21 protein-coding genes are annotated in these 24826 nt (G+C 67.2%); 9 read left to right on the top strand and 12 right to left on the bottom strand.

Features of this window, described 5'->3' with window-relative positions; all coding sequences use genetic code 11:
* Positions 1–120: 120 nt before the first annotated feature.
* The 4 genes from ER13_RS00005 (at position 121) to ychF (ending at position 5244) form a co-directional block, all read left to right on the top strand.
* Entirely contained in the window at positions 121–2199 is a 2079-nt protein-coding gene (locus tag ER13_RS00005; RefSeq protein WP_035305025.1) for a TonB-dependent receptor, read from the top strand.
* Positions 2199–3569, top strand: a complete 1371-nt coding sequence (locus ER13_RS00010; RefSeq protein WP_035305027.1) for a PepSY domain-containing protein — start codon at positions 2199–2201, stop codon at positions 3567–3569. The genes ER13_RS00005 and ER13_RS00010 overlap by 1 nt, the downstream gene beginning before the upstream one ends.
* A 12-nt stretch (positions 3570–3581) precedes the next feature.
* Complete coding sequence (locus tag ER13_RS00015) at positions 3582–4079, top strand: copper chaperone PCu(A)C (RefSeq protein ID WP_035305029.1); 498 nt, start codon at positions 3582–3584, stop codon at positions 4077–4079.
* A gap of 70 nt (positions 4080–4149) precedes the next feature.
* Positions 4150–5244, top strand: a complete 1095-nt coding sequence (gene ychF, locus ER13_RS00020; RefSeq protein ID WP_035305032.1) for a redox-regulated ATPase YchF — start codon at positions 4150–4152, stop codon at positions 5242–5244.
* Here the strand turns inward: ychF and ER13_RS00025 are convergent.
* Positions 5237–5770 carry a hypothetical protein gene (locus ER13_RS00025; protein ID WP_155988040.1) on the bottom strand — a complete coding sequence of 178 codons (534 nt, stop codon included), beginning with the start codon at positions 5768–5770 and terminating at the stop codon, positions 5237–5239. The genes ychF and ER13_RS00025 overlap by 8 nt on opposite strands.
* A gap of 110 nt (positions 5771–5880) precedes the next feature.
* Here ER13_RS00025 and ER13_RS00030 point away from each other — a divergent pair, with 110 nt between their 5' ends.
* Together ER13_RS00030 and ER13_RS00035 are read left to right on the top strand one after the other, a co-directional pair.
* Complete coding sequence (locus tag ER13_RS00030) at positions 5881–8085, top strand: TonB-dependent hemoglobin/transferrin/lactoferrin family receptor (RefSeq protein ID WP_035305038.1); 2205 nt, start codon at positions 5881–5883, stop codon at positions 8083–8085.
* 39 nt (positions 8086–8124) lie between these two features.
* Positions 8125–9105: a DUF6607 family protein gene (locus ER13_RS00035; protein WP_035305041.1), complete on the top strand. Its 981-nt coding sequence runs from the start codon at positions 8125–8127 to the stop codon at positions 9103–9105.
* Between the two features lie 66 nt (positions 9106–9171).
* Here the strand turns inward: ER13_RS00035 and ER13_RS00040 are convergent, their stop codons facing one another.
* From ER13_RS00040 to petA, 5 genes are all read right to left on the bottom strand, one after another.
* Positions 9172–10821, bottom strand: coding sequence for a M28 family peptidase (locus ER13_RS00040; protein WP_052004621.1), 1650 nt, complete (start codon positions 10819–10821; stop codon positions 9172–9174).
* A 69-nt stretch (positions 10822–10890) separates the two neighbouring features.
* Positions 10891–12549: a M28 family metallopeptidase gene (locus tag ER13_RS00045; RefSeq protein ID WP_035305043.1), complete on the bottom strand. Its 1659-nt coding sequence runs from the start codon at positions 12547–12549 to the stop codon at positions 10891–10893.
* A gap of 151 nt (positions 12550–12700) precedes the next feature.
* A complete protein-coding gene (locus ER13_RS00050; RefSeq protein WP_230307486.1) occupies positions 12701–13570 on the bottom strand; it encodes a cytochrome c1 in 870 nt (289 codons plus the stop codon).
* A gap of 8 nt (positions 13571–13578) precedes the next feature.
* Positions 13579–14907, bottom strand: a complete 1329-nt coding sequence (locus ER13_RS00055) for a cytochrome b N-terminal domain-containing protein (protein WP_035305046.1) — start codon at positions 14905–14907, stop codon at positions 13579–13581.
* A 16-nt stretch (positions 14908–14923) separates the two neighbouring features.
* Complete coding sequence (gene petA / locus ER13_RS00060; protein WP_008260246.1) at positions 14924–15466, bottom strand: ubiquinol-cytochrome c reductase iron-sulfur subunit; 543 nt, start codon at positions 15464–15466, stop codon at positions 14924–14926.
* 194 nt (positions 15467–15660) lie between these two features.
* Between petA and ER13_RS00065 the strand changes: the two genes are divergently transcribed.
* Positions 15661–16110: a tRNA (cytidine(34)-2'-O)-methyltransferase gene (locus ER13_RS00065; RefSeq protein ID WP_035305049.1), complete on the top strand. Its 450-nt coding sequence runs from the start codon at positions 15661–15663 to the stop codon at positions 16108–16110.
* On the opposite strand, the gene ER13_RS00070 is transcribed toward ER13_RS00065, so the two are convergent.
* Positions 16107–17717 (bottom strand): ABC-F family ATP-binding cassette domain-containing protein, encoded by a 1611-nt coding sequence (locus tag ER13_RS00070; protein WP_035305051.1) that lies wholly within the window; start codon positions 17715–17717, stop codon positions 16107–16109. The genes ER13_RS00065 and ER13_RS00070 overlap by 4 nt on opposite strands.
* A 205-nt stretch (positions 17718–17922) precedes the next feature.
* Between ER13_RS00070 and ER13_RS00075 the strand changes: the two genes are divergently transcribed.
* Positions 17923–18417 carry a group III truncated hemoglobin gene (locus ER13_RS00075; RefSeq protein ID WP_052004623.1) on the top strand — a complete coding sequence of 165 codons (495 nt, stop codon included), beginning with the start codon at positions 17923–17925 and terminating at the stop codon, positions 18415–18417.
* On the opposite strand, the gene ER13_RS17785 is transcribed toward ER13_RS00075, so the two are convergent.
* Positions 18414–18707, bottom strand: a complete 294-nt coding sequence (locus tag ER13_RS17785) for a type II toxin-antitoxin system RelE/ParE family toxin (protein WP_081836048.1) — start codon at positions 18705–18707, stop codon at positions 18414–18416. The two genes, ER13_RS00075 and ER13_RS17785, sit on opposite strands and share 4 nt — an antisense overlap.
* Complete coding sequence (locus tag ER13_RS00080; protein WP_035305053.1) at positions 18704–18988, bottom strand: hypothetical protein; 285 nt, start codon at positions 18986–18988, stop codon at positions 18704–18706. The genes ER13_RS17785 and ER13_RS00080 overlap by 4 nt, the downstream gene beginning before the upstream one ends.
* Positions 18989–19118: 130 nt before the next feature.
* On the opposite strand from ER13_RS00080, the gene uvrA reads away from it, so the two are divergent.
* A complete protein-coding gene (uvrA, locus tag ER13_RS00085; RefSeq protein ID WP_035305252.1) occupies positions 19119–22064 on the top strand; it encodes an excinuclease ABC subunit UvrA in 2946 nt (981 codons plus the stop codon).
* 28 nt (positions 22065–22092) lie between these two features.
* On the opposite strand, the gene ER13_RS00090 is transcribed toward uvrA, so the two are convergent.
* Genes ER13_RS00090 through ER13_RS00100 form a run of 3 tightly spaced genes read right to left on the bottom strand, consistent with a single transcriptional unit; the run spans position 22093 to position 24759 of the window.
* Complete coding sequence (locus tag ER13_RS00090; protein WP_035305055.1) at positions 22093–22974, bottom strand: hypothetical protein; 882 nt, start codon at positions 22972–22974, stop codon at positions 22093–22095.
* Between the two features lie 29 nt (positions 22975–23003).
* A complete protein-coding gene (locus ER13_RS00095; RefSeq protein WP_035305058.1) occupies positions 23004–23963 on the bottom strand; it encodes a hypothetical protein in 960 nt (319 codons plus the stop codon).
* Positions 23956–24759: a hypothetical protein gene (locus ER13_RS00100; RefSeq protein WP_035305061.1), complete on the bottom strand. Its 804-nt coding sequence runs from the start codon at positions 24757–24759 to the stop codon at positions 23956–23958. Before ER13_RS00100 ends, ER13_RS00095 begins: the two co-directional genes overlap by 8 nt.
* Between the last annotated feature and the right edge of the window lie 67 nt (positions 24760–24826).

A 24826-nucleotide genomic window follows, 5' to 3' on the forward strand; every position in this document is an offset into this window, starting at 1 on the left:
CCCCCGGCGCGCGCGCCGCCGCGTCCGCCGTCCACCGCACCGCCCCACGCCTGAACCAGACCCAAAGCCCGCGCCGGCCCTTCGCCCGCGCGCCCTTCTCGTTCTGACTTCAGGATCACCATGTCTCTCAAGACCACTGCGGCGCCCTGCGCCCTGCTGCTCGCCGCCCTGGCCGGCCCAGCCTTCGCTCAGCAGCCCGCCACGCCGCCTTCAGAGCCGACCGTGCTGGACAGCGTCATTGTCACCGCCCGCCGCAACGCCGACGACCCCGCCGTTGTCGCCGAGGCGCGGGCACGCCTGTCGCGCACGCCCGGCGCGGTCGCCGTCGTCTCGGCCGAATCCTACGCTGATCGCTACGCGCCCAATCTGGCCGACGTTCTGCGCGACGCCCCCGGCGTCTATGCCCAGAAGAAGTGGGGCGGCGACATCCGTCTGTCGATCCGCGGCTCGGGCATAGGCAACTCCAGCCACAATCGCGGCACCCTGCTGGCCCAGGACGGCGTGCCGTTCAACGAGGCCGACGGCTTCGGCGACTTCCAGCTGATCGACCCGCTGATCGCCCGCTATACCGAGGTCTACAAGGGCGGCAACGCCCTGCGCTTCGGCGGCGCCCTGCTGGGCGGGGCGATCAATCTGGTGACGCCGACTGGCCGCACGGCGGCGTCGAACCTGAACCTGCGTCTGGACGGCGGCTCTTATGGCACGGTGCGCGCCCATGCCGAGGTCGCGGGCGTGCGCGGCGACTGGGACGGCTTCGCCGCCGTCACCGGCCAGAGCGTGGACGGCTGGCGTCAGCAGAGCGAGGGCAAGTCCCTGCACCTGTCCGCCAACATCGGCCGTAGCTTCGGTCAGGACCGCGAGGTGCGCCTGCTCGTCTCGGGCGGCGACATCCACCAGGAAATCCCCGGCAGCGTCAGCCTGAACGACGCCCTGACCCAGCCGGAGAAGGCCAACCTGGGCAATCTCAGCCTGAATTATCAGCGCAATATGCAGTCGATCCGCACGACGGTGCAGACGCACTGGCGGCTGGACCAATCCACCGTGTTCGAGGGCGCCGTCTATGGAACCTGGAAGGATCTGGACCACCCGATCTTCCAGGTCATCGACCAGGAAAGCCGCAACTACGGCGCCTTCGGCCGGTTCGACTGGCAGGGTCAGGTCGCCGGCCTGCGCGCCGACGCCTTCTACGGCGCCTGGTACCGCCAGGGCGATCTGGACGCCAAACAGTGGGCCAATCTGGCCGGCCAGCAGAACGGTCTGCGCGCCCGCAGCTTCCAGAACGGCAAGGGGCTGGACGTCTTCGGCGAGGGGCGGCTGTTCGTCACCGACCGCCTCGCCCTGGTCGCCGGGGGAACCTGGGGCCGCGCAGAACGCGACTATCAAAGCTATGTGGTCCCCGGCGTCGCCGGCACGATCGACCTGAGCGTCGATAAGACGTTTGACTGGTTCGCGCCCCGCGCCGGCCTGTTGTGGGAAAGCGAGGAAGGCGATCAGGTGTTCGCCAATGTCACCCGCTCGGTCGAACCGCCCAACTTCTCGGCCCTGTCGCCGACGGCCGACGGCTATCAGCCCCTGGTTCCGCAGGAGGCCGTCACCTGGGAAATCGGCACGCGCGGTCGCCGCGGCCCCGTGACCTGGGACGTCACCGCCTATCGCGCCGAACTGGACCACGAACTGCTGAACTTCCTGCCTAATGTGACGGGGCTTCCCGCCACATTCAACGCCGGACCGACCGTTCACCAGGGGATCGAAGCGGGGCTGGATTGGCGGATCGCGCCGCAATGGCGGCTCCGCCAGACCTACGCCTTCTCGGACTTCTTCTTCGACGGAGACAAGGTCTACGGCGACAATGACCTGCCGGTCGTGCCGCCTCATCTGTACCGGGCCGAGCTGAGGTATGATCACCCGGCCGGCTGGTTCGTGGCGCCCAGCTTGGAATGGTCGATGGCCGATTCCTGGGTCGACTACGCCAATACGCCGACCCTGAAGTCGCCCGCCTATACGGTGGCGAACCTGAACATGGGCTGGACCGTGCGGGACGGACTGACCGTCTTCGCCGACGTACGCAACCTGTTCGACGAGGCCTATGTCTCGAACTTCAGCGCCGTCACCGACGCCAGCCTGGCCAGCGTCTCGACCGCCGTCTTCTTCCCCGGCGAGGGCCGCTCGGCCTATGTCGGCGTGAGGATGAGCTACTGATGGCCGGCAAGGCCGCAACCTCGGCGCCGGACGATCTGTCCGGCGCCTACCGGGCCGTCTGGCGCTGGCATTTCTACGCCGGCGTCTTCGTCATGCCCATGCTGATGCTGCTGGCCCTGACCGGCGGCCTTTATCTGTTCAAGGACGAGATCGACGGCGCCCTCTATCGCGACATGATCCGCGTGCCGGCGGTTCAGTCCCAAGCAGGTCAGGCCCAGGCAGCCCCAGAAACATGGCTGACGTCGGCGGTCCAGGCCGCCGGCGGCGGCCGGGTCGCCAATCTGGTCCTGCCCGCCCGGCCGGACCAGGCCGTCCGCCTGCGGGTGGATCGGCCCGACGGGGTGCAGAAGACGGTCTTCGTCGATCCGCACACAGGCCGCGCCACCGGCGTGATTCCCGCCGGCGGTTTCATGGAGCTGGTCAAGAAGACCCACAGCCTGACCCTGCTGGGTCGGCCGTTCAACGTCCTGGTGGAGATCGTGGCGGGCTGGACCATCATCCTGTTCGCCACCGGCCTCTATCTGTGGTGGCCGCGTGGGCGGGCCGTCGCCACCGTCTCGCTCCGAACGACCGATGCCCGACATCGCCCCTTCTGGCGCGACCTGCACGCCCTGACCGGCGTCTATGTCGGCGGGGTCGTGCTGTTCCTGGCGGTCACCGGCATGCCCTGGTCGGCCTTCTGGGGCGCTACGGTCATGGACGTTGTCAAATCCAGCGGCCTGGGCCGCCCCCCGGCCCCCGTCGCCGGGGCCTGGCAAAGGGCCGAACATCATGACCAGCCGCTCGGCGCCGGATGGACCCTGGAGGGCATGGTCATGGCCCACGATCATGCGGGCCACGGCGCCCTGGGTCGGGTGCTGAAGACAGCCGACGACGCGGGTCTCGCCCGCCCCTACGCCGTCTCCATTCCCGCCGCCCCGGGCACGGCCTATACGATCACGACCCAGGCCCGCCGGGTCCAGGACAGCCGTTCCCTGTATGTGGACGCCGCCTCGGGCCATGTGCTGGCCGACCTCGGCTACGACCAGTTCGGCGCGGGCGCCAAGGCGATCGAATGGGGCGTCTACACCCACCAGGGCACACAGTACGGCCAGGTGAACCGGATCGTCATGCTGCTGGGCTGTATCGGCGTCTGGCTGCTGGCGATCAGCGGTCTGGTCATGTGGTGGAAACGCCGCCCGCCGAACCTGTCGCGGCTTCGCCTGGGCGGCCCGCCCGCCCCGCCGGGACCGCGCGTCCGCGCCGCCGTGCTGGGCATCGTCCTGCCCCTCGCCCTCCTCTATCCCCTGACGGGCCTGAGCCTGGTCTTCGCCGTATTGCTCGATCGAGCCGTGCGGCCGATGATCCGGCGCAGTCCCGCCGTTTCCTGAAAGAACGACGCCATGAAGACCCATCTATCCCTCGCCGCCATCGCCCTCGCACTGGCGGCCTGCAACCCGCCGCAAGAGGCCAAGACGGCGCCGGAGTCGCCCACAGCCACGGCGGCCGTGACCGCCGCCAACGCCTGGTGCCGGCCTTCGCCGAACGGGGCCAAGGCCGGCGGCTGCTACGTCACCCTGACCGCGACCACCGACGACCGACTGACCGGCGGCGCCACACCCCGCGCCGGCGAGCTTCAGGTCCACGAGATGAAGACCGAGAACGGCATGATGAAGATGGCGCAGTTGACCGAAGGCCTGCCGCTACCGGCCGGTCAGGCGGTCGGTCTGGCGCCCGGCGGCAATCATCTGATGCTGATCGGCCTGACCGCCCCCCTGGTCGCCGGCGAGACCGTGCCCCTGACCCTGAAGTTCGCCTCGGCGCCCGAGGTGACGGTGCAGGCGGCGGTGCGCCAACCCGCAATGGCGGCCATGGCGGGCATGGATCACGGCGCGCACTGACGCCTTTTGAAGCGCGAGCCTGACAAACCGGTTTGAACCGGCTAAAGGCTCGCGCCTCACGAGGAATACCATGGCCCTTAAAGTCGCGATCGTCGGCCTGCCCAATGTCGGCAAGTCCACCCTGTTCAACGCCCTGACCAAGACGGCGGCGGCCCAGGCGGCCAATTATCCGTTCTGCACCATCGAGCCGAACACCGGCGACGTGGCCGTGCCAGAGCCGCGCCTGAACGCCCTGGCCGAGGTCGCCGGGTCCAAGGAGATCATTCCCGCCCGCATCACCTTCGTCGATGTCGCCGGCCTGGTGCGCGGCGCGTCCAAGGGCGAGGGCCTGGGCAATCAGTTCCTGGCCAATATCCGCGACTGCGACGCCGTGGCCTTCGTCGCCCGTTGCTTCGTCGATGACGACATCACCCACGTCGAGAACCGCATCGATCCGATCGCCGATCTGGAGATCATCGAGACCGAGCTGATGCTGGCCGACATGGAAAGCCTGGAGCGCCGCCGGCCCCAGCTGGAGAAGCGCGCCAAGGGCGGCGACAAGGAGTCCGGCCTGACGCTGAAACTGGTCGATCTGGCCCTGACCCAGCTGAACGCCGGCAAGCCCGCCCGCACCGCCGAGGTGTCCAAGGAGGACGCCAAGGCCTGGCACATGCTGCAACTGCTGACCGCCCTGCCCGCCCTCTATGTAGCCAATGTCGAGGAAGGCTCGGCCGACAAGGGCAATGAGCTGTCGGACAAGGTCGCCGCCCGCGCCGCCACCGACAACGCCAACTCGGTCGTCATCTCGGCCCAGATCGAATCCGAGATCGCCGTGCTGGACGACGAGGAGCAGAAGGAGTTCCTCGAGACCCTGGGTCTGGAAGAACCTGGCCTGAACCGCCTGATCCGCGAGGCCTACAAGCTGCTGGGCCTGCAGACCTATTTCACGGTCGGCCCCAAAGAGGCCCGCGCCTGGACGATCAACGTCGGCGACACCGCGCCCCAGGCGGCCGGCGTCATCCACACCGACTTCGAAAAGGGCTTCATCCGCGCCGAAACCATCGCCTTCGACGACTTCGTCGCCCTGCGCGGCGAGGCCAAGGCGCGCGAAGCCGGAAAGCTGCGTGCCGAAGGCAAGACCTATGTCGTCAAGGACGGCGACGTGATGAACTTCCTGTTCAACTAGGTTTCGAAGCGGGGGTCTCCGGCTCCTTCTTCATCATGCTTTCCAACGGATTGGCGGGATCCGGCGCGCGCGGCGAGCCGGGGCAGCGCGCCAGTTTCACCGCTTTCATGTCCCGGTCGACGTAGGTCAGGTTCATCACGTCGCCCGAGGCGGCCATATGAACCTGCTCGCGCTTGGCCTGCCCCTGAGCGGCGCAGGCCAGGGTGGCCACATAGCCCGCACCGGTCTCTTCAATCCGAGCGATGTCACAGGCGACGCCAGGGGCTTCGAACCGCATCGGCGTCAGGGTGATGGGCGCCCGCTCGCCCTGCGGATGGGCGCACCAGACGGGGTTGGCGGCCCAGATTCCCACAAAGCTGCGCGGGCCGCGGCCGGCCAGAGAGGACGGGCCCGGCGCCTCCACCTGTTGCATCGCCTCAGGCGTCCTGAGCGGACGCGCCGGCTCGTCCGGAGGATTGACCCCGTTGTCGCCACAGGCGGTCAGCAGGGCGATGGCCGCAACCATCGGGAACAACGCGTATTTCATCCGCCTACAACACCACGGCCAAGGCTGGGGTTCAAACCCACGCCTTCATTGCGGTTGATTCTGATAATCGTTCGCAGTAACACCTCCGCCTGTCATCAAGCGGGGCCATTATGCGCAACCTACTCCTCCTCTCCACCGCCGCAGCCGCCTTCGGTTCGGTCTTGATCGCCCAGCCCGCGTGCGCCGAAGCGGCCGACGCGCCGGCGACCGAGGTCGATCCGGTCATCGTGATCGGCACGCGGTCGGAGCGTCTGGCGTCACGCACGCCCGCCACGGTCAGCGTCATCAGCGCCGACCAGATCGAAACCATGCTGGCCACCGACATCAAGGATCTGATTCGGTTCGAACCGGGCGTCAGCGTGCCGACCTCCCCCGCCCGCTTCAACCTGGCGCTGTCAGGCGGCGGTCGCGACAGCAATTCGGGCTTCACCATTCGCGGCATGGGCGGCGACCGCGTGCTGATCATCAACGACGGGGTGCGCCTGCCCAGCGGCTTCAGCTTCGGCGCCCAGGCGGTCGGTCGCGGCGACTATAACGACCTGGACATGGTCAAGTCGGTCGAGATCCTGCGCGGCCCCGCATCGGCCCTGTATGGTTCGGACGGCGTCGCCGGCGCCGTCGCCTTCACCACCAAGGACCCGTCCGATTTCCTGAAGGTCAGCCAGGATTTCGGCGCACGGGCACGGGCGGCCTATAGTTCGGCAGATGAAGGCTGGACCGAGAGTCTTGCCGTCGCCGGCCGCACGGGGTCGGTTTCGGGCCTGCTGGCCTACACCCGCCGCGATCACCAGGAGACGGAGAACCAGGGCGAGGTCGGCGGCGTCGGTTCGGCCCGAACCCAACCCAATCCGCAGGACTTCACCTCCAACGCCATCCTGGCCAAGCTGGTCTGGGACGTGGCGCCCGGCCATGCGCTGCGCCTGACCTATGACCACCTCGACTCCGAAATGGACGGCGACGCGCTGACCGCCCGGTCGGCGACGGTTCTGGCCGTCACCGCCCATGACGAAGCCCAGCGCGACAGCCTCAAGGGCGAGTGGCGCTTCCAGGACTTCGCCGGCTTCGAGAGCGGTTCGGTCAGCGCCTACTGGCAGGATGCGACCACCCGCCAGTATACCTATGAAGATCGAAGCCCCGCTGTGGACCGGGTCCGCGACACCACCTTCGACAACACCGTCTACGGCTTGGCCGCCCAAGGCGCGCGCGTCTTCGGCGCGGGCGGGGCGGTGGAACACCGTGTCACGGTCGGCGGCGACTGGTCGATGACCACGCAGGAAGGCGTCCGCGACGGCGTCACCCCGCCCGTCGGCGAAACCTTCCCGACCCGCGCCTTCCCCAAGACCGACTACCAGTTGGCGGGTCTGTTCGTTCAGGACGAGATCGAGATGCTGGGCGGCGCGCTCAGCATCATCCCCGCCGTACGCTACGACTGGTACGACCTGTCGCCGGAAGTCGACGCCCTGTTCCCTGCCTCGGCCACGGGCCAGTCGGAAGACCACATCTCGCCCAAGCTGGGCGTCGTCTGGTGGGCCGACCGTCGCTTCGGCCTGTTCGCCAACTACGCCGAAGGCTTCCGCGCCCCGTCGCCGATGCAGGTGAACAACTATTTCGAAAATCCCGTCTACGGCTACACCTCGATCCCCAACCCGGACCTCAAGCCCGAAACCAGCGACAGTATCGAAGGCGGCCTGCGGTTCCGCGACATCGCGGCCTTCGGGGGCGAGCTGCGGCTCCAGACCACGGCCTTCAGCACCCATTATGACAACTTCATCGAACAGGTGGTGGCGTCGGGCACGGGCGTGCCGGGCGTCGATCCGCTGATCTATCAGTACGTCAACCTGACCAATGTCGACATCTGGGGGCTGGAAGCCAGAGGCGACATCGCCTGGAGCAATGGCCTCAGCCTGATCGTCTCCGCCGCCTTTGCGGACGGCGAGCAGGAAACGGACGGTGAGAAGACCCAGCTCAGCAGCGTCGATCCGATCAAACTGGTCGGCGGCCTGAACTATGCCGCGCCTTCGGGGGTCTGGGGCGGTTCGGCCGTCGTGACCTGGTCGGACAGGAAGGACGCCGCCACCTATGAACTGTCGTGCGGATCGGCCTGCTACACCGGCGACAGCTTCACCCTTCTCGACGTGACCGCCTATTGGAACGTCACCGAGCGCGCCACACTGCGGGCCGGCGCCTTCAACCTTCTCGACGAGAAATACGGCTGGTGGAGCGACGTGCGCGGCCTGTCCGCCGCCTCGTCCATCAAGGACGCCTACACCCAGCCGGGCCGCAACTTCGGTCTGTCCCTGACCCTGCGTCTGTAAGCGACCATGCACATCCCCCACATCAAGAGCCCTCGTCCCATGCGCGCCATCCTGATCGCCGCCGCCCTGCTGACCGCCGCTGCGCCCGCCGCCCAGGCGCTGGAAGCCGGAGCCGTCGCCCCGACTGCGGCTTCCACCCCCGCCAGCGCCTTCGAACGGGATCGCCAGTCGATCCTGGCCCAGGCCGGCCAGTATCGCGTCCATTTCGACATGCGCGAGAACGTCAGCTTCCAGGCCGACTACGACCCGCTGGAGGAGCAACTGTCGGGCGGCAGCGAGATCGTCCGCGTCGTCTATGACCAGGGCGACCGGATCAGTCTGCAACACATCCTGGTCATGGAGCATGAGGGCCAGGTCATCGTCATCAAGCACTGGCGTCAGGACTGGGTCTATCAGCCTCAGACGGTGCTGACCTACGCCGGGCCGAACCAGTGGGTGCTGACGCCCGTCCCGGCCGATCAGCGCCAGGGCGCCTGGTCCCAGACCGTGTGGCAGACCGACGACTCGCCCCGTTACGGCGGCGTCGGTCGCTGGACCTATGACAACGGCCTGTCGGCCTGGACGTCCGACCCGACCTGGCGGCCGCTGGCGCGGCGCGATGCGGTGCGGAACCCCGTCTATGACCGCTATCTGGGGACCAACCGCCACATCCTGACGCCGAACGGCTGGGTCCATATCCAGGACAATGTGAAAATGTCGGGCAAGGCGGGCGGCGCGCCGGTCGCCGTGGTCCAGGAGGATGTGATCAACACCTATGACCGGTCGACCGGCTATTCCCCTGCGGCCGGCGACGCCTATTGGGCCAAGACCCAGGGCTTCTGGGCCGCCGTGCGCCAGGCCTGGGATGACGCCATCGTCGCCGGAAACGGCGTCCATCTGCAGCAGGAGGCCCAGACCGGCTCCGTCACCGGCGCGCCGCTGATGGACCTAGCCCAGTCCCTGGCCGACGGCGAAACTACAGAGGCGGACGCGATCGCCCAGGCGCGCGTCCTGATCGCCGAGGCGACATCCGCCCGCTGACCGCTAAGGCCAGCGACGGATGATCGACGGCGGCCCGGGCTCCCCTCCGGGCCGCCGTTTTCGTATTTAGCGCCGCTGATCGGCGCTGGCGTCGCGGATGGCGTTGAATTCCGCGCTGGGTTTCCAGGCCGGCCAGGTCTCGCTGTCGGCCACCGTCAGCCCCAGCCGGTACAGCAGATCCAGGTTCTGGAAGGCCGCGGTGAAGTCGTAGTCGGCCCGCCATTCGTCGGTCAGCTTGTGATAATAGCGCGCCATCTGGGCCTCGTAGTACGGCGCGCCCGCCTCCAGCCCGCCCTCTACGAAGTCACGACCGCTCCACGGCATCAGGGCCGGCACCCCGCCCGCGGCGAAGTTGAAATGGTCGGAGCGGTAGTAGAAGCCTTCCTGCGGATAGCCGTCGCCGGTCACCGTGCGGCCCTGCACGGCGGCGAACCGGCCCAGGATGTCTTCCAGCTCCGACTTGCCGACGCCGAACACCGCCACGTCCCGCGTCGCGGGGGTGAAGGGCAGCATGTCGATATTGATGTCCGCCGCCGTCTTCGCCAGCGGATAGACCGGATCGGAGGCATAGGCTTCCGAGCCCAGCAGTCCCTGTTCCTCGGCCGTGACGTGCAGGAAGACCACCGTCCGTTCCGGCGTCGGTCCGGCCTTGAAGGCGCGCGCCATCTCGATCAGGCCCGCCGTGCCAGAGGCGTTGTCCCAGGCGCCGTTGAAGATGTCGTCGCCCTCGGTGTTCGGTTCCCTGGCCTTGCCGACGTGGTCCCAATGGGCGGAATAGACGACATATTCATCGGGCCGCGTCGTTCCGGGGATCTTGGCCAGCAGATTGTTCGAGTGAATGACCTCGGTCGTTTCGGCGATATCGACGTCCAGCCGCACGCCCAGATCCACCACCCCGCCCAGGCCGCCGGTCTTGGCGCGCGCCAGGGCCTCGGTCAGAACGTCTCCACCGATGGCGGTCCCCGTCGCCGGACTGATGGATCCGGTGAACCGCGCATCCTTCGCGCCCTTGACCGTCATCTGCGGCCGGGTCGCGCCGCCGACGGCCCGACGCCAGCGACCGTCGTTGTCCTGAAGACTGATCACCCCGACCGCGCCGTGCTTCAGCGCCTCCTGGGTCTTGTGCGTGCCCGAGCCGTAGAAGTTCGGATCGACGCCCAGGGCGTCGGGCTGGGCGCGCAGGATCACCACCACCTTGCCCGTCAGATCGGCGTCGCCATAGTCGTCCCATCCCCGCTCCGGAGCCACGATTCCGTAGCCGGCGAAGACCAGCGGCGCACCGTCGATCTTGACCATCGGATCGGCCGGCCCCGCGCGCAAGGTGATGTCCGTTCCCGAAACCAGGGCGTGGCGGACGCCGTCGGCGCCGGTCCAGGCGGCCGTCGGCGCACGCTCCGGCGTGAACCGCACCAGATCGACCGGTTGCAGCCAGGATCCGTCCCGTCCGCCCGGCTCCAGCCCCATGGCCTCATACTGGCGCTGGAGATAGGCCAGAGTCAGTTGCTCGCCGATCAGGCCGGGGAAGCGGCCCTCCAACTCGTCGGAGGCCAGGTACTTGATGTGGTCGGACAGACGCTGGGCGCTGAACTGCGGCGTCGCCGCCGAGGCCGTGGCGAAGGCGTCCAGCCGGGCGGGCGGCGGGCTGACGGACGCGCCTGCGCAGGCGGTCAGGACCAGCGCCGCCAGGGCGATGAAGGGGGAACGACGAAGGATCATGCGGGCGGCTCGAACAGACGAATAGGTAGGGGGCCAGGATCGCGTCCCGGCCCCCGGTTTTCACGGATATCAGGGACGCTCGGACGCCGTCGTGGCCCGCACGGGGCCGAACTCGGACCCCGTCTTCCATTCCGGCCAGTCCCGGCCGTTCGCCAGGGCGCGACCGACATCATAGAAGACCGTCAGATCCTCGATCATGCCGCTGTAGTCCCAGTCCGGCGACCATTCGTCCGCCGCCTGGTGATAGCGTTTGGCGCCATATTCGGCGCGCGCGGCCTGGCGTTCGGCGATCGGTTCATCGCGGAAGTCGCCCCGGCTGCCGGCGTAGGCCATGGGCACGCCGCGCTTGGCCAGGGGGAAGTGGTCCGAGCGATAATAGGTGCCGGCCGCGTTCTCGTAGTCCGGGACCAGACTACGGCCCTGTGACTGGATCGCGACGGCCAACCGCTCATCGAAATCGGACTGGCCGTATCCGGTGACGCCCAGCCCCGTGACGCGGCCATAGACGTTCATCGAATCCATGTTGAACCCGCCCACCGTCCTGGGCAGCGGATAGACCGGGTTCACGGCGTAATATTCCGAACCCAGCAGACCGCTTTCCTCGCCGGTGAAGCTGATCATAACGACAGAGCGTTCGGTGCGAGGGGCGCGTCCGTACATCCGCGCCAGTTCCAGCAGGCCGGCGGTGCCCGAGGCGTTGTCGACGGCGCCGTTGAAGATCCGGTCGCCCGTCGCGTCCGGCTCGCCCATGCCGATATGGTCCCAGTGGGCGGTGTACAGCACCGTCTCGTCCGGATGGGTCGTGCCCGGCAGGCGGGCGATGACATTGTGGCTGGTGACCTGGTTGGTCGCCACGTCGAACTCGGTCGAGAAGGACGCGCCGGTCAGGGCCACGGGCTGGAAGTCGCGGCTGCGCGCCTTGACCTTCAGCGCATCGAAATCCAGCCCCGCGCGGCGGAACAGGTCCACCGCAACATCGCGCTGGATCCAGCCCTCCATCGGCACCCGCTCGGCCGCCGCATTGGGCCTCAGGATGTCGAACTGCGGCACGCCCCAGGAGTTGGCGACCGTCGCCCAGCCGTAAGAGGCCGGCGCCGTCTCGTGCACGATCAGCACGCCCGCCGCCCCGTGCTTGGCGGCCTCCTCGTACTTGTAGGTCCAGCGGCCGTAATAGGTCATGGCCTTGCCGCCGAAGGTGTTCAGCGCCGGTTCTTCGAAGTCGGCGTCATTGACCAGGACGACCAGGATCTTGCCGCGCAAGTCCTGGCCCTTGAAGTCGTTCCACTGGCGCTCAGGCGCATTGATGCCGTAGCCGACGAAGACCAGGGGCGCGTCCTTCAGGCTGACATGCTCGGCCGGACGGCGGGTGGAAATGGCCACCTCGCGGCCCTGGGTCATCGGCAGGCTCCAGTCCCCCAGCTTCAGCGAGGCATGGACGTTGGACTGGACGAAACGGTTCAGGATGACGTCCTGGGTCCACTGGCCGTTGGGACCGCCCGGCTCGAAACCGGCGGCCGCATATTGAGCGCTCAGGTACTGGACGACCTTCTCTTCAGCCGGGGTGGCGATGCCGCGTCCCTCATAGGCGTCGCTCGACAGGACGCGGATATCCTCCGAAATCCGCGCGGCGTCGAAGGACGGCGCGGCCTGATCCGCTCCGACGGTGGCGCAGGCGGACAGGGTGACGCCGGCCATCAGCACGGCGGCGAAAGAAGAGACGATACGCATGAACACGAGGCCCCACAGCCGGAAATGAAGTCGCCGACCCTAGGGGGCGAAATCCATCATGTCGATTCCGTGTCACGCGCCATTTGTCGCAAACAAAAGCCCGCCGAAGCGGACTTCGGCGGGCTGATGATCAGGTCATTTGAACCTGCGCCTAGTGGGCGACGCCCTTCCAGACGCGGCGATAGCTGGCGTAGGTGAGGCCGGCGAAGATCAGCAGGAAAATGATCACACCGAAGCCGGCCTGTTTGCGTTCGACCATCTTCGGTTCGGACGTCCAGGCGATGAAGGCGGCCACATCCTTGGCGTACTGGTCCACCGTCTGGGGCGAGCCGTCGTCATAGGTCACCTGGCCGTTCCGAAGCGGCGGCGGCATGGCGATGAAGCCCCCCTCCGGCACATGGTGCTTGTCCCCCGTCCAGAAGGGCGTCAGGTCGCCGGCCATATAGGGGTTGTAATGCTGCCCCTCTCGGATGGTCAGGCCCGCCGGCGCCGCGCGATAGCCCGACAGCAGAGAGTAGATATAGTTGGCGCCGTCGTGGCGGGCCTTGGCCATCACCGACAGATCAGGCGGCGCCGCTCCGCCGTTGCCTGCGGCGGCGGCCGTCGCGTTCGGGTAAGGGCTGCGGAACTTGTCGGCCGGAGTGGCGTCGCGCTGGATCGGTTCACCGGTCTCGCTGTCGATGTCCGGGACCTGGACCTCCTTGGCCAGGGCCTTGACCACCGGATTGTCGTTCGGGTTCGGATATTTCGGATTCCAGAACGGCCCGTGGCGATCACCCAGATTGCGATAGTGCATCAGGTTCATGCTGTGGCAGGCGGCGCAAACCTCCTGATAGACCTTGTAGCCGCGCTGAAGCTGGCCCTGGTCATAGACGCCGAACGGCCCTTCGAAGCTGAACCCGCCCGAGCGCGGATGGGCGGCCCCGCCAGCAGCCAGGGCCGGGGCCGCGGCCAGCAGGCCGAAAGCTACAGCCGCCGAGGCGATGAGCCTGGACATCGAGGCGTTGGTTTTCACGGTCATCATGGCCCTCACCCCCTCTTCTCGGGCGAGGCCGGGGCGAAAGCCGGCATCGCGTCCGCACCGGTCAGGACCGGCTCGGAAATGGTCGCCGGGATCGGCAGCGGCGTCTCCTTCAAGCCCACGAACGGCAGGATCACCAGGAAGAAGAGGAAGTAGTAGGCCGTGAACAGCCGCGTCAGCCACAGGTAGGAGTTCAGGTTGCCGTCCAGCAGAACCACGCCGCCCAACCCCGGAATGACCGGCGCGTCCGGAAGCTGACCACCGCACCAGCCCAAGCCCACGCCGACCACCAGGAAGATGAAGAAGAAGGTCCGCATGGTCGGGCGATACCGCATCGACCGCACCTTGGACGTATCCAGCCAGGGCAGGACGAACAGCACGCCGATGGCGCTGAACATCGCCACCACGCCGCCGAACTTGTCCGGAATGGCGCGCAGGATGGCGTAGAAGGGCAGCATGTACCACTCGGGCACGATGTGCGCCGGCGTCTGCAGCGGATTGGCCGGGATATAGTTGTCGGCGTGGCCCAGGGCGTTCGGCTGATAGAAGACGAAGATCGCGAACAGCAGCAGGAACAGGATGATCGCGAACCCGTCCTTCAGCGTGAAATAGGGGTGGAAGGGCAGCATGTCCTTCTTCGAGCGATCCGCAGGGATCAGGATGCCGACCGGATTGTTCTGACCCGCCGAGTGGAGCGCCCACAGGTGCAGGACGACGCAGCCCAGTATGGCGAAGGGCAGCAGATAGTGGAGCGAGAAGAAGCGGTTCAGCGTCGCATTGTCGATCGCCGGTCCGCCGCGCAGCCAGATCAGGATCGGCTCGCCGATCACCGGGATGGCCCCGATCAGATTGGTGATCACCTCGGCGCCCCAGAAGGACATCTGGCCCCAGGGCAGGACGTAACCCAGGAAGGCCGTCGCGATCATCAGGAAGAAGATCACGCAGCCGATGATCCAGATCATCTCGCGCGGCGCCTTGTACGAGCCGTAGTACAGCCCGCGCAGCATGTGCAGATAGACGGCGATGAAGAACATCGACGCGCCGTTGGCGTGCACATAGCGGATCAGCCAGCCGCCGTTGACGTCGCGCATGATCCGCTCGACCGAGGCGAAGGCCAGGTCGACGTGCGGCGTATAGTGCATGGCCAGAACAATGCCGGTGACGATCTGCGTCATCAGACACAGGGCCAGGATGCCGCCGAAGGTCCACCAGTAGTTCAGGTTTCTGGGTGTCGGCAGCGACATGTAGTCTGCGCCGAAGCGGATGATCGGCAGCCGGGTGTCCAGCCACTTCTCGACGCCCGTCTTAGGGACGTAGGTGGATTCGTGTTCGCTCATTTCCTCCCCCTGGCCCTCACCCGATCTTGACGCGAGTGTCGGACGCAAATTCATAGTCGGGCACCACCAGGTTCAGAGGCGCGGGCCCCTTCCTGATCCGCCCGGACGCATCATAGTGCGAACCGTGGCAGGGGCAGAACCAGCCGCCGTAGTCGCCGGCGCCAAAGGTCGGCACGCAGCCCAGGTGGGTGCAGGATCCGACCACGACCAGATATTTCTCGTGGCCTGGCTTGGTGCGCTCGGCGTCCGTCTGGGGCTGTTTCAGGTCCGATGCGTGATCATCGGCGATGACGCGCTGCAGTTCGGCCGGCGTGCGATAGCGCACGAAGACCGGCTTGCCCTGCCATTTGATCACGACCTGCTGGCCTTCCTGCACCTTGGTCAGATCGAACTCGATCGAAGCCAGGGCCAGGGTGTCGGCGGCGGGGTTCATCTGGTTGATCAGCGGCCAGGCGATCATCGCCCCGGCGCCGACCGCAGCGGCGCCCGCTGCGATATGGATGAAGTCGCGGCGATTCGGATCGCCCTCGCCTTCCGGAATCACACCCGTCTCGGCCACGTTTCACCTCTCGAAAACCGCCGGGACCGCCTGTATTGGCGCTCCTCTTTTGCGGCACGAACCCTAAAAGCGAGACCCAGTATTCCCCTCGGTCTGTATTTGCGGCCTAAGGCCGCAAGTCGCTGACGTTTCTTGCGAAACGTTCGCAGACAGACCGCGACAAACCCCCAGGCCGCGTATATCTAGGGATTAGAATGCGTCTCGCTCTTTTTCAACCGGACATTCCTCAGAACGTCGGCGCCTGCATCCGGCTGTCGGCCTGTTTCGGGGTGGAACTGCACGTCGTGGAGCCTACGGGCTTTCGTTTCGACGACCGCGCCATGAAGCGAGCGGCGCTCGACTATGGTCCTTTGTCGCACATGACCCGGCACGCCGACTGGGATGCGTTTCAGCGCGACCGCCCCGTCGGCCGACTGATTCTGTTCACCACCCGCGGCGCGACGCCCCTGTCCGATTTCGTCTTTCACCCCGACGACACGCTTCTGTTCGGCAAGGAAACATCCGGCGCGCCGGACTATGTCCACGCCGCCGTCGACGCCCGCGTGGTGATTCCGCTGCGTCCTGAAGCGCGTTCGCTGAACCTGTCGGTCACCGCAGGCATCGCCCTGTGGGAGGGGCTGCGCCAGACGGGCGGGATCGGCTAGAGGGCGATCGTCCGCTCGATCCGTATGGCGTCCAGAAAGTCGGCGTCATGACTGACCACGATCAGGGCGCCGTCATAGGCCCGCAGCGCGACTTCCACGGCGGCGACGGAATCGAGGTCCAGGTGATTGGTCGGCTCGTCCAGAATCAGCAGTTGCGGCGGCTTCGCCCCGGTCATGACGCAGGCCAGAGCCGCCCGCAGCCGCCCGCCGCCCGACAGCGCGCCGACTTCGCGATGCGCCGCTACATTCCGGAACAGAAACCGCGCCAGCGCCGCCTGGGCGTCATTGATCGAGCCCTCGGGATTGAGCCGCCGCCAGGCTTCGACCAGGGTTTCCTCCGGTTTCAAGATCGCAGCCTCTTGGTCCAGCAGCACCGCTCGGCCCGGCCGTTCCACCCGTCCGGTCGTCGGCTCCAGCGCCCCATGGATCAGTCGCAGCAGGGTCGTTTTCCCCGCCCCGTTCGGCCCCGTGATCGCCACCCGTTCCGGCCCTGTCAGCCGCAGGCTGACCGGACCCACGACGGTGCGCCCCTGCGGCGTCTCCCAGGTCGCATTGTCCAGAACCAGCAAGGTCCGCCCTGAAGCCAGCCCGCTCGATGGCATGGGGATCGACAGGGCGCGGGTGCGCTCCACCCGCTCGCGCGCCGACGCCAGGGCCGCCTCCGCCTCTGCGGCTTGCCGCGCCGCCAGCAGCCGGTCGCCGGCGCCGCTGTTCTCGGCCCGCTCCGCCCTGGCGCCGATCAGGATCTTCGGCATGTCGCCCTTGGCGCCCTTGCGCCGTCCGGCTGCGTCGCGCCGCGCCTTCATCTCCGCACGGCGCTGGGCGTCCGCCCCCACCCTGGCGGCCGTCCGTTCGGCGCCCGCCAAATCGCGTTCCGCAGCCGCCCGCTCGGTCGCCTTGCGCTCAGCGAAGAGGTCGTAGTTTCCGCCGTATACGGTCACGCCCAGACCAGAGACCTCGACGATCCGGTCCATGCGCCGCAGCAGATCGCGGTCATGGCTCACCACCACGGCCCCGCCGTCCCAGCGGCCCAGCACCTCGGCGATCAGTCGCCGCGCCCCGACATCCAGATGATTGGTCGGCTCGTCCAGCAGGATCAGGTCCGGCCGCGCCAGCAGCAGGCCGGCGAGCCGCAGCCGGGTCTGTTCGCCGCCGCTCAGACTGATCGTCGCCCGGTCCATGGCCAGGTCCGCCAGCCCGACCTCGGCCAGAATCTCGGCGATCCGCAGTTCCAGCGTCCAGTCGGCGTTCGCGAGATCTTCTGCGTCGCCCTCGCCGGCCAGCACGCGTTCGATTACCGCCAGGGCTTCGCCGACGCCCAGCGTTTGGGCGACCGTCTCGCCCAGCGCAGGATCATGGCGCTGATCCAGCACGCCGATCGTCCCGACGCGCGTCACCGCGCCCTCGGCCGGCGACAGGTCGCCCGAGATCAAGCGCAACAGGGTGCTCTTGCCCGCGCCGTTGCGACCGACGACGCCGGTGCGCTCAGGCTCGAACGTCAGGCTCAGATTGTCGAAAAGCGTGACGCCGGCGGGCGTTCTAGCGGCGACCTTGTCGAGAGTCGCGAGCGCGGACGGGAACGCGCTTCGGCTTGGGCTGGTTGGCATGGAGGATCACGAGCAGCATGGCGGACAGGGCGGAACCGGTGGCCAATGCGATGATCATGATCGTCAAACCTTCTGCAAAACGCGTCAGAACAAGGAGGATGGGTCGTAATCCCGCAATGTGCAAGTCTGGCGTCGAACACGGCCGCGTGAGGTTGGGCGGATCGTCCAGTGGCGCGAGCTTCAACGCCCGGCTATTCCCCGCCCTATGGAAAGCCGTTTCCGCATCGAAGACCCCGCCGGCGCCGCCGCGCGCCGCGAAGCCGCCGTCCAGCGTTTGCGCGACGAGACCGGCATAGACGAGGCGATGATCGACGCCCTGGTCGAGACCTTCTACGCCCGCGTCCGTGACGACCGCCTGATCGGCCCGATCTTCGCCGACCGCATCACCGACTGGGCGCCGCACCTGGCGCAGATGAAACTATTCTGGTCGTCCGTCGCCCTGTCGACTGGGGTCTATCAGGGGCGACCTATGCCGAAGCACCTGCCCCTGCCCATCGACGCCCGCCATTTCGATCGCTGGTTGGAGGTTTTCGTCGAGACGGCCCGCGGCCTGTGCCCGCCCGTGGCCGCCAACCACTTCATCGAACGCGCCCGCCGCATCGCCGAAAGCCTGGAGCTTGGGATCGCCACCGCCAACGGGGTGATGCTGGCCAAGGGCGAACGGTTCGTGCGGACTACGCAGGCGTGGACGCCGGATTAGGGTCCGAAAGGGCGATGTTCGCGGGTGTGGAAGATGCGCAGCACAACCACATCCGTCCGCTCAATACGGTAACGGATGATATAACCTGCCTGTCCGAATGGAACGACCAACTCCCTTGATGCAGCCCCTGTTTTGGGCGCGCGCTCTGGGAACAACTCGAGCGTTCTAAGCGCTTCATCCAAAACGTCAGCCGCCCTCAATGCAGCTCTGGGGGCGACATCCGCGAGGAAGTTGGAGACGCGGATCAGATCGCTGCGCGCAGGCGGCAGCAAGCGAACCCGATATTTCAACGCTTCTCCGCCAGGCGCCGCGCCAAGTTGTCGTGAAAATCGCGAAGTGCATCCTCCAGCGGCACGGTCACGCCCGTCCGCTCATACTCGGCCCAGCGTTCCGCGTCCTCCGAGACCCAGGAGGCCGGATATTCGCTCACGCCTGCGATGCCGATATCCCCAATCACGCCTTCCAGCGTCTGGATCGCAAAGGCCGTCGGGTCCAGCCCCGCCGCCTCGGCCACCGCCTTCAGCCGCCGCGCCTGATCTTCGTTCAGGTGGATGTCGAAACCCTCGGCCATGCGCCGACGATACCTCAGCCCACAGGGCGCCGCAATGTTCCCACATTGTTCTTGCTTCAATCGCGCGATTCATCCCCATATAGCGATGTCGCGCCGGACCCGCCCGGCCCTTCCCGCGTTCCCGGACAGCATGACCGAAAAGCACAACTTCATCCGCGTTCGCGGCGCCCGCGAGCATAATCTCAAGGGCGTGGACCTCGACATTCCCCGCGAACAGCTGGTGGTGATGACCGGCCTGTCAGGCTCGGGCAAGTCGTCCCTGGCGTTCGACACCATCTACGCCGAAGGCCAGCGCCGCTATGTCGAGAGCCTGTCGGCCTATGCGCGCCAGTTCCTGGAACTGATGGGCAAGCCGGACGTGGACCTGATCGAGGGGCTGTCCCCCGCCATCTCCATCGAACAGAAGACGACGTCCAAGAACCCGCGCTCGACCGTCGGCACGGTCACCGAGATCCACGACTATATGCGCCTGCTATGGGCGCGGGTCGGCGTCCCCTATTCCCCCGCCACCGGCCTGCCGATCGAGAGCCAGACCATCAGCCAGATGGTCGACAAGCTGGTCGCCCTGCCGGACGGCGAGCGGATCCTGCTGCTGGCCCCCGTCGTCCGGGGCCGCAAGGGCGAATACAAGAAGGAAATCGCCGAGTGGCAGCGTCAGGGCTTCCAGCGGCTGAAGATCGACGGCCAATTCTATCCGATCGACGAAGCCCCCACCCTGGACAAGAAGTTCAAGCACGACATCGACATCGTCGTGGACCGTATCGTCACCAAGCCTGACCAGGAAGCCCGCTACGCCGACAGTCTTCAGACCGCCCTGGGTCTGGCCGATGGAATCGCCAACGCCGAATGGGCCAGCACGGCCGAGGGCGAGACGGCGCCGCGCAGCCTGCTGTTCTCGGAACGGTTCGCCTGTCCGGTGTCCGGCTTCACCATCTCTGAGATCGAGCCGCGGCTGTTCTCGTTCAACAATCCCTTCGGCGCCTGCCCGGTCTGCGACGGCCTCGGGGTCAAGCTGGCCTTCGACGCCGATCTGGTGATCCCGGACCGCGACAAGAGCCTGCACAAGGGCGCCGTCGCGCCATGGGCGCGCGGCCCCTCGCCCCTCTACACCCAGACCCTGCAGTCGCTCAGCCGCCACTACGGCTTCTCGATGGACGTGGCCTGGCGCGAGCTGCCGGCCCAGGCGCACAAGGCGATCCTGTATGGAACCGGCGCCGAGAAGATCAAATTCACCTACGACGACAACGCCCGCAAATACGAGGTCTCCAAGCCGTTCGAGGGTGTGCTGCCGAACCTGGAGCGTCGCTGGCGCGAGACCGACAGCGCCTGGGTGCGCGAGGAACTGGCCCGCTACCAGTCCGAGACCCCGTGCGACGCCTGCCACGGCAAGCGGCTGAAGCCCGAGGCCCTGGCGGTCAAGGTCGGGGCCCAGGACATCGCCGACATCTCCACCCTGTCCATCAAGAAGGCCTACGACTGGGTCCAGGCCCTGCCCGAGGCGCTCAGCGACAAGCAGATGGAGATCGGCCGCCGCATCCTGAAGGAGATCGGCGACCGGCTGCGCTTCCTGAATAACGTCGGCCTCGACTATCTGTCGCTGTCGCGATCCTCCGGCACCCTGTCGGGCGGTGAGAGCCAGCGCATCCGTCTGGCGTCGCAGATCGGCTCGGGCCTGACCGGCGTGCTCTATGTGCTGGACGAGCCCTCCATCGGCCTGCACCAGCGCGACAACACCCGCCTGCTGGAAAGCCTGAAGGGGCTGCGTGACCTGGGCAACTCAGTGCTCGTCGTTGAGCATGACGAGGAAGCCATCCTGACCGCCGACTATGTCATCGACATGGGCCCCGCCGCCGGCGTCCACGGCGGCACGGTCTGCGCCGAGGGCACGCCCGCCGAGGTCATGGCCAATCCCAACTCCCTGACCGGTAAATATCTGACCGGCGAGCGCGAGATCGAGATCCCCGTCGACGGCCGCCGTCCCATCGACCGCAAGCGGATGCTGAAGATCAGCGGCGCCAGCGGCAACAATCTGAAGAGCGTGACCGGCGAAATCCCCGTCGGCGTCTTCACCTGCATCACCGGCGTGTCCGGCGGCGGCAAGTCGACCTTCACCATCGAGACCCTTTACAAGGCCGCGGCCCGCCGTCTGAACAATGCGTCAGACGCCCCCGCCCCGTTCGACCGGATCGAGGGGCTGGAGCATTTCGACAAGGTGATCGACATCGATCAGTCGCCGATCGGCCGCACCCCGCGCTCGAACCCGGCGACCTACACCGGCGCCTTCGGCCCGATCCGCGACTGGTACGCCGGCCTGCCGGAATCCAAGGCCCGCGGCTACGGACCCGGCCGGTTCAGCTTCAACGTCAAGGGCGGTCGCTGCGAGGCCTGCCAGGGCGACGGCGTCATCAAGATCGAGATGCACTTCCTGCCCGACGTCTATGTCACCTGCGACGTCTGCAAGGGCAAACGCTACAACCGCGAGACCCTGGAGATCGTGTTCAAGGGCAAGTCGATCTCGGACGTGCTCGACATGACGGTCGAGGAGGCCGCGACCTTCTTCAAGGCCGTGCCGCCGATCCGCGACAAGATGCTGACGCTGGAGCGCGTGGGCCTGGGCTACGTCAAGGTGGGCCAGCCGGCGACCACCCTGTCCGGCGGCGAGGCCCAGCGGGTCAAGCTGTCCAAGGAACTGTCGAAGCGCGCCACCGGCCGCACCCTCTACATCCTCGACGAGCCGACCACCGGCCTGCACTTCGAGGACACGAGGAAACTGCTGGAAGTGCTTCAGGAACTGGTCGAGGCCGGCAACACCATCGTGGTGATCGAGCACAATCTGGATGTCATCAAGGTCGCCGACTACCTGCTCGACTTCGGCCCCGAAGGCGGCGACGGCGGCGGCGAGATCGTCGCGGTCGGCACGCCGGAACAGGTGGCGGACAACGCCGCCAGCTGGACCGGCAAATACCTCAAGGAGGTGCTGGACCGGCACGAGACCCGCCGCAAGGCGCGGGTCGCGGCGCTTGGCGGGTCGGTGGGTGAACATGTGAAGAAGAAGCGGGTGAAGGCGTCGGCCTGACGCCTTCACCGCCGGTTTGCGGGTCGGTTCAGCGGTCCCGCAGACCCTGCCAGGCCGCCGAGAAGGGCGCATAGAGCACCGCCAGCTGCAGGGCGGACATCAGGGCGTTGACCACGGACCAGACCAGGATAGCGGGCCAGGCGCGCGCCAGGACATCCAGGGTGGACAGGCCGTCCATGCCCGCCAGAACAGAGATGCCGCCGGTCGCAAGATCCGTGCCCGCGCTGATGATCGTGCCAAGAATGCTGACGATCAGGCTCATGATCACGGCGATGATCGTCATGCCCAGCAGGGGCCAGAACTGGCCGTTGGTGGCCTTGAACGACTCGAACAGGGTGAACTTGCGCCGGTCGATCGTCATCGGCACGGCCAGGCAGAGCTTGATCGAAAGCCAGATCACGAGAGCCGCCGCGGCCAGGCCCAGGATCAAGGCGAGCAGATACATGACCGCCTGACCCGAGGCGACCCCGAGGCCGAACACGGTCACGACGATGGCGGAAAGCACCCCGCACAAAAGCCCGACGATCACCCCGATCGCCAGCGTGACCGCGAACACCCGAACCTCGTCCATGCCCAACCGCAGATAGCCCCAGGCGTTCTCGGCGGGCCGCAGCACCGACCGCGCCACGGCGGCGCTGAGCACAGCCCCGATCACCAGGCCCAGAGGCGCCAACCAGACGAGCAGGCCCATATAGGCCTGCCCCAGGGCCATCATCTCCTCAGGCGACGGATTGGACGACTGTTCCAGCGTCTGGGCCGAGGCCATGATCGCGGCCCATTGGCCGGCGCCCAGACCGAAGGTCGCCACATACAGGACCAGATAGGCCAGACCCCAGATCAGGGCTGTCACCGGATGGCGACGCACCACCCGAAATCCTTCGAACGCCGCGTCGGTGGCGGAAAAGCTCATGCTGCACTCCAGATCAGATTGGCGCGATCCTAGACCATCGTGTCGGCCGCGTCGCCCGCCGAGGTGGCGGCGGGCGACGTCGCTGCGGCGAACACGGCGCCGGACGGCCCATCCAGAAGCTGACGGCAGGCGGAGGCGAAGGGCGCGCTGAGCAGGGTCATGACCGCCCCGTAGACAAAGCCGCCGGGCACAAGCATCAGCCCGGCCACCGTCGCCAACACCGGCGGCGATGGAAACAGCTCGCCCAGGGTGGCGGGAGGCGACTGGGCCGTGATGTCCGCGAGAACACCGCTGGCGAACAGGGCGACGATCACGACGAAGGCCAGGACGAAATAGACGACCAGATAGACCAGCCAGGTGCAGACCAGCAGGCCCAGCAACGGCAGGGTGCGCCCGCGGCCCAGGGCCCAGCCCTCGACGAAGGCGAACCGTTTCAGGATCAGGGTGGCGGGCGCGATGAGGGACAGCCGCGCCATGGCGACGACGACCAGTGCGATCAGACCCAGCACCAGAACGAAGCCGCCGATCATCGCCGCCGCCTCATTGGCCTGCCACAGGGTGGCGACGAGGGCCGCGCCCAGCAGCACCAGAATGATCACGGCGATATAGGCCCCGACAAACAGCGCCAGCCCCACGACCACCAGCCGCAACTCGTCCATTCCCGCGCGCAGGAAGAAGGTTTGTTCGGGCCGGCCGATCATCAACGTCGCCCGCATGGTCGCCGCCCAGATCACGACCGCCAACACGGCCTGTCCGACGTTCAACAGCATGGACAGGCCCTGAACCGCCATCAGTTTCCCGAACATTTCCGGCGGCGGCTCGGCGCCGTCCGTCAGAGGCAGGTCCGCCAGGGTTCCGAACATCAGAGCCACAGCCAACAGGCTGAAGCCCATCATCAGAAATCCCCAGACGAAGACCGCCATGGGATGGCGCCGGATCACGCGTCCCGGCGTCGCCATGGCCTCGCCGATGGAAAATATCTCAGTCATGGGGGGCTCCTTGCGGTGTCCAGTACTCGAGTCTGCGATAGGCCGCACCCAGCAAAGCCAGAGCCAGGGGCGCCTCGAACGCGGAGATCACCACCGCCCACACGATCCACGTCGCCACGCCGGATGGCAGGCCCGCCCCCGTCAGGATCAGCAGTCCCAGGATCGGCAGGCCCACGACCACGACCAGTCCGCCCAGCAGAGGCCGGAAACTGCCCTGGGCGATCCCCATGCTGTTCAGGGACACCATGTGTCCGCGCCCCAGGGTGGCCGGGGCGAACAGCGACAGGCGCACGACCATCACCAGCACGCCGTAGAAGGCCAGCAGGGTCACGACCGCCAGCAGGACCAGTTTCCAGATCGGCCCCACCGCCGCCCAGTCCCGCAGGCGGATCGCCTCGGGGTTCAGCTCGGCCATGCCAAACACGGCCAGCAGCACTAGGGCCACGACCGACAGGATCATGGCCATGAAGACCGAACACAGCAGGGCGGCGCCCAGCAGGCGCAGTTCAGGCAAACCCAGTTGCAGACCCGCCGCCCCCAGGCCCAGCCGCCGCGCGTCGTTTCGGTCGTCGCTGATCGCCGTGCGCGCCAGGGCGCCGATCAGGATGAGGCCGGCGACCAACGCCGCCGCCGCCCAAACCCACGCCAGGACGCCGACCATGAAGGGTCGCACGGCCCACACAAGGGCGCAGACCGCCATGGCGCCCCAGGCCCAACGCCACGCCCTGACCAGGCCGACGACCGACGCCTTCAGCGCCTCGCCCAGCCGCAATCGCCTGTCGTTCGTCACGATCATCGCCCCATATCCCCGCCTCAGACATAGCAGGGGATCATGACATCACGCCAGACGACCGCTAGAAGGC

This window comes from Brevundimonas sp. EAKA (genome assembly GCF_000698025.1).
Taxonomy (GTDB): Bacteria; Pseudomonadota; Alphaproteobacteria; order Caulobacterales; family Caulobacteraceae; genus Brevundimonas; species Brevundimonas mediterranea_A.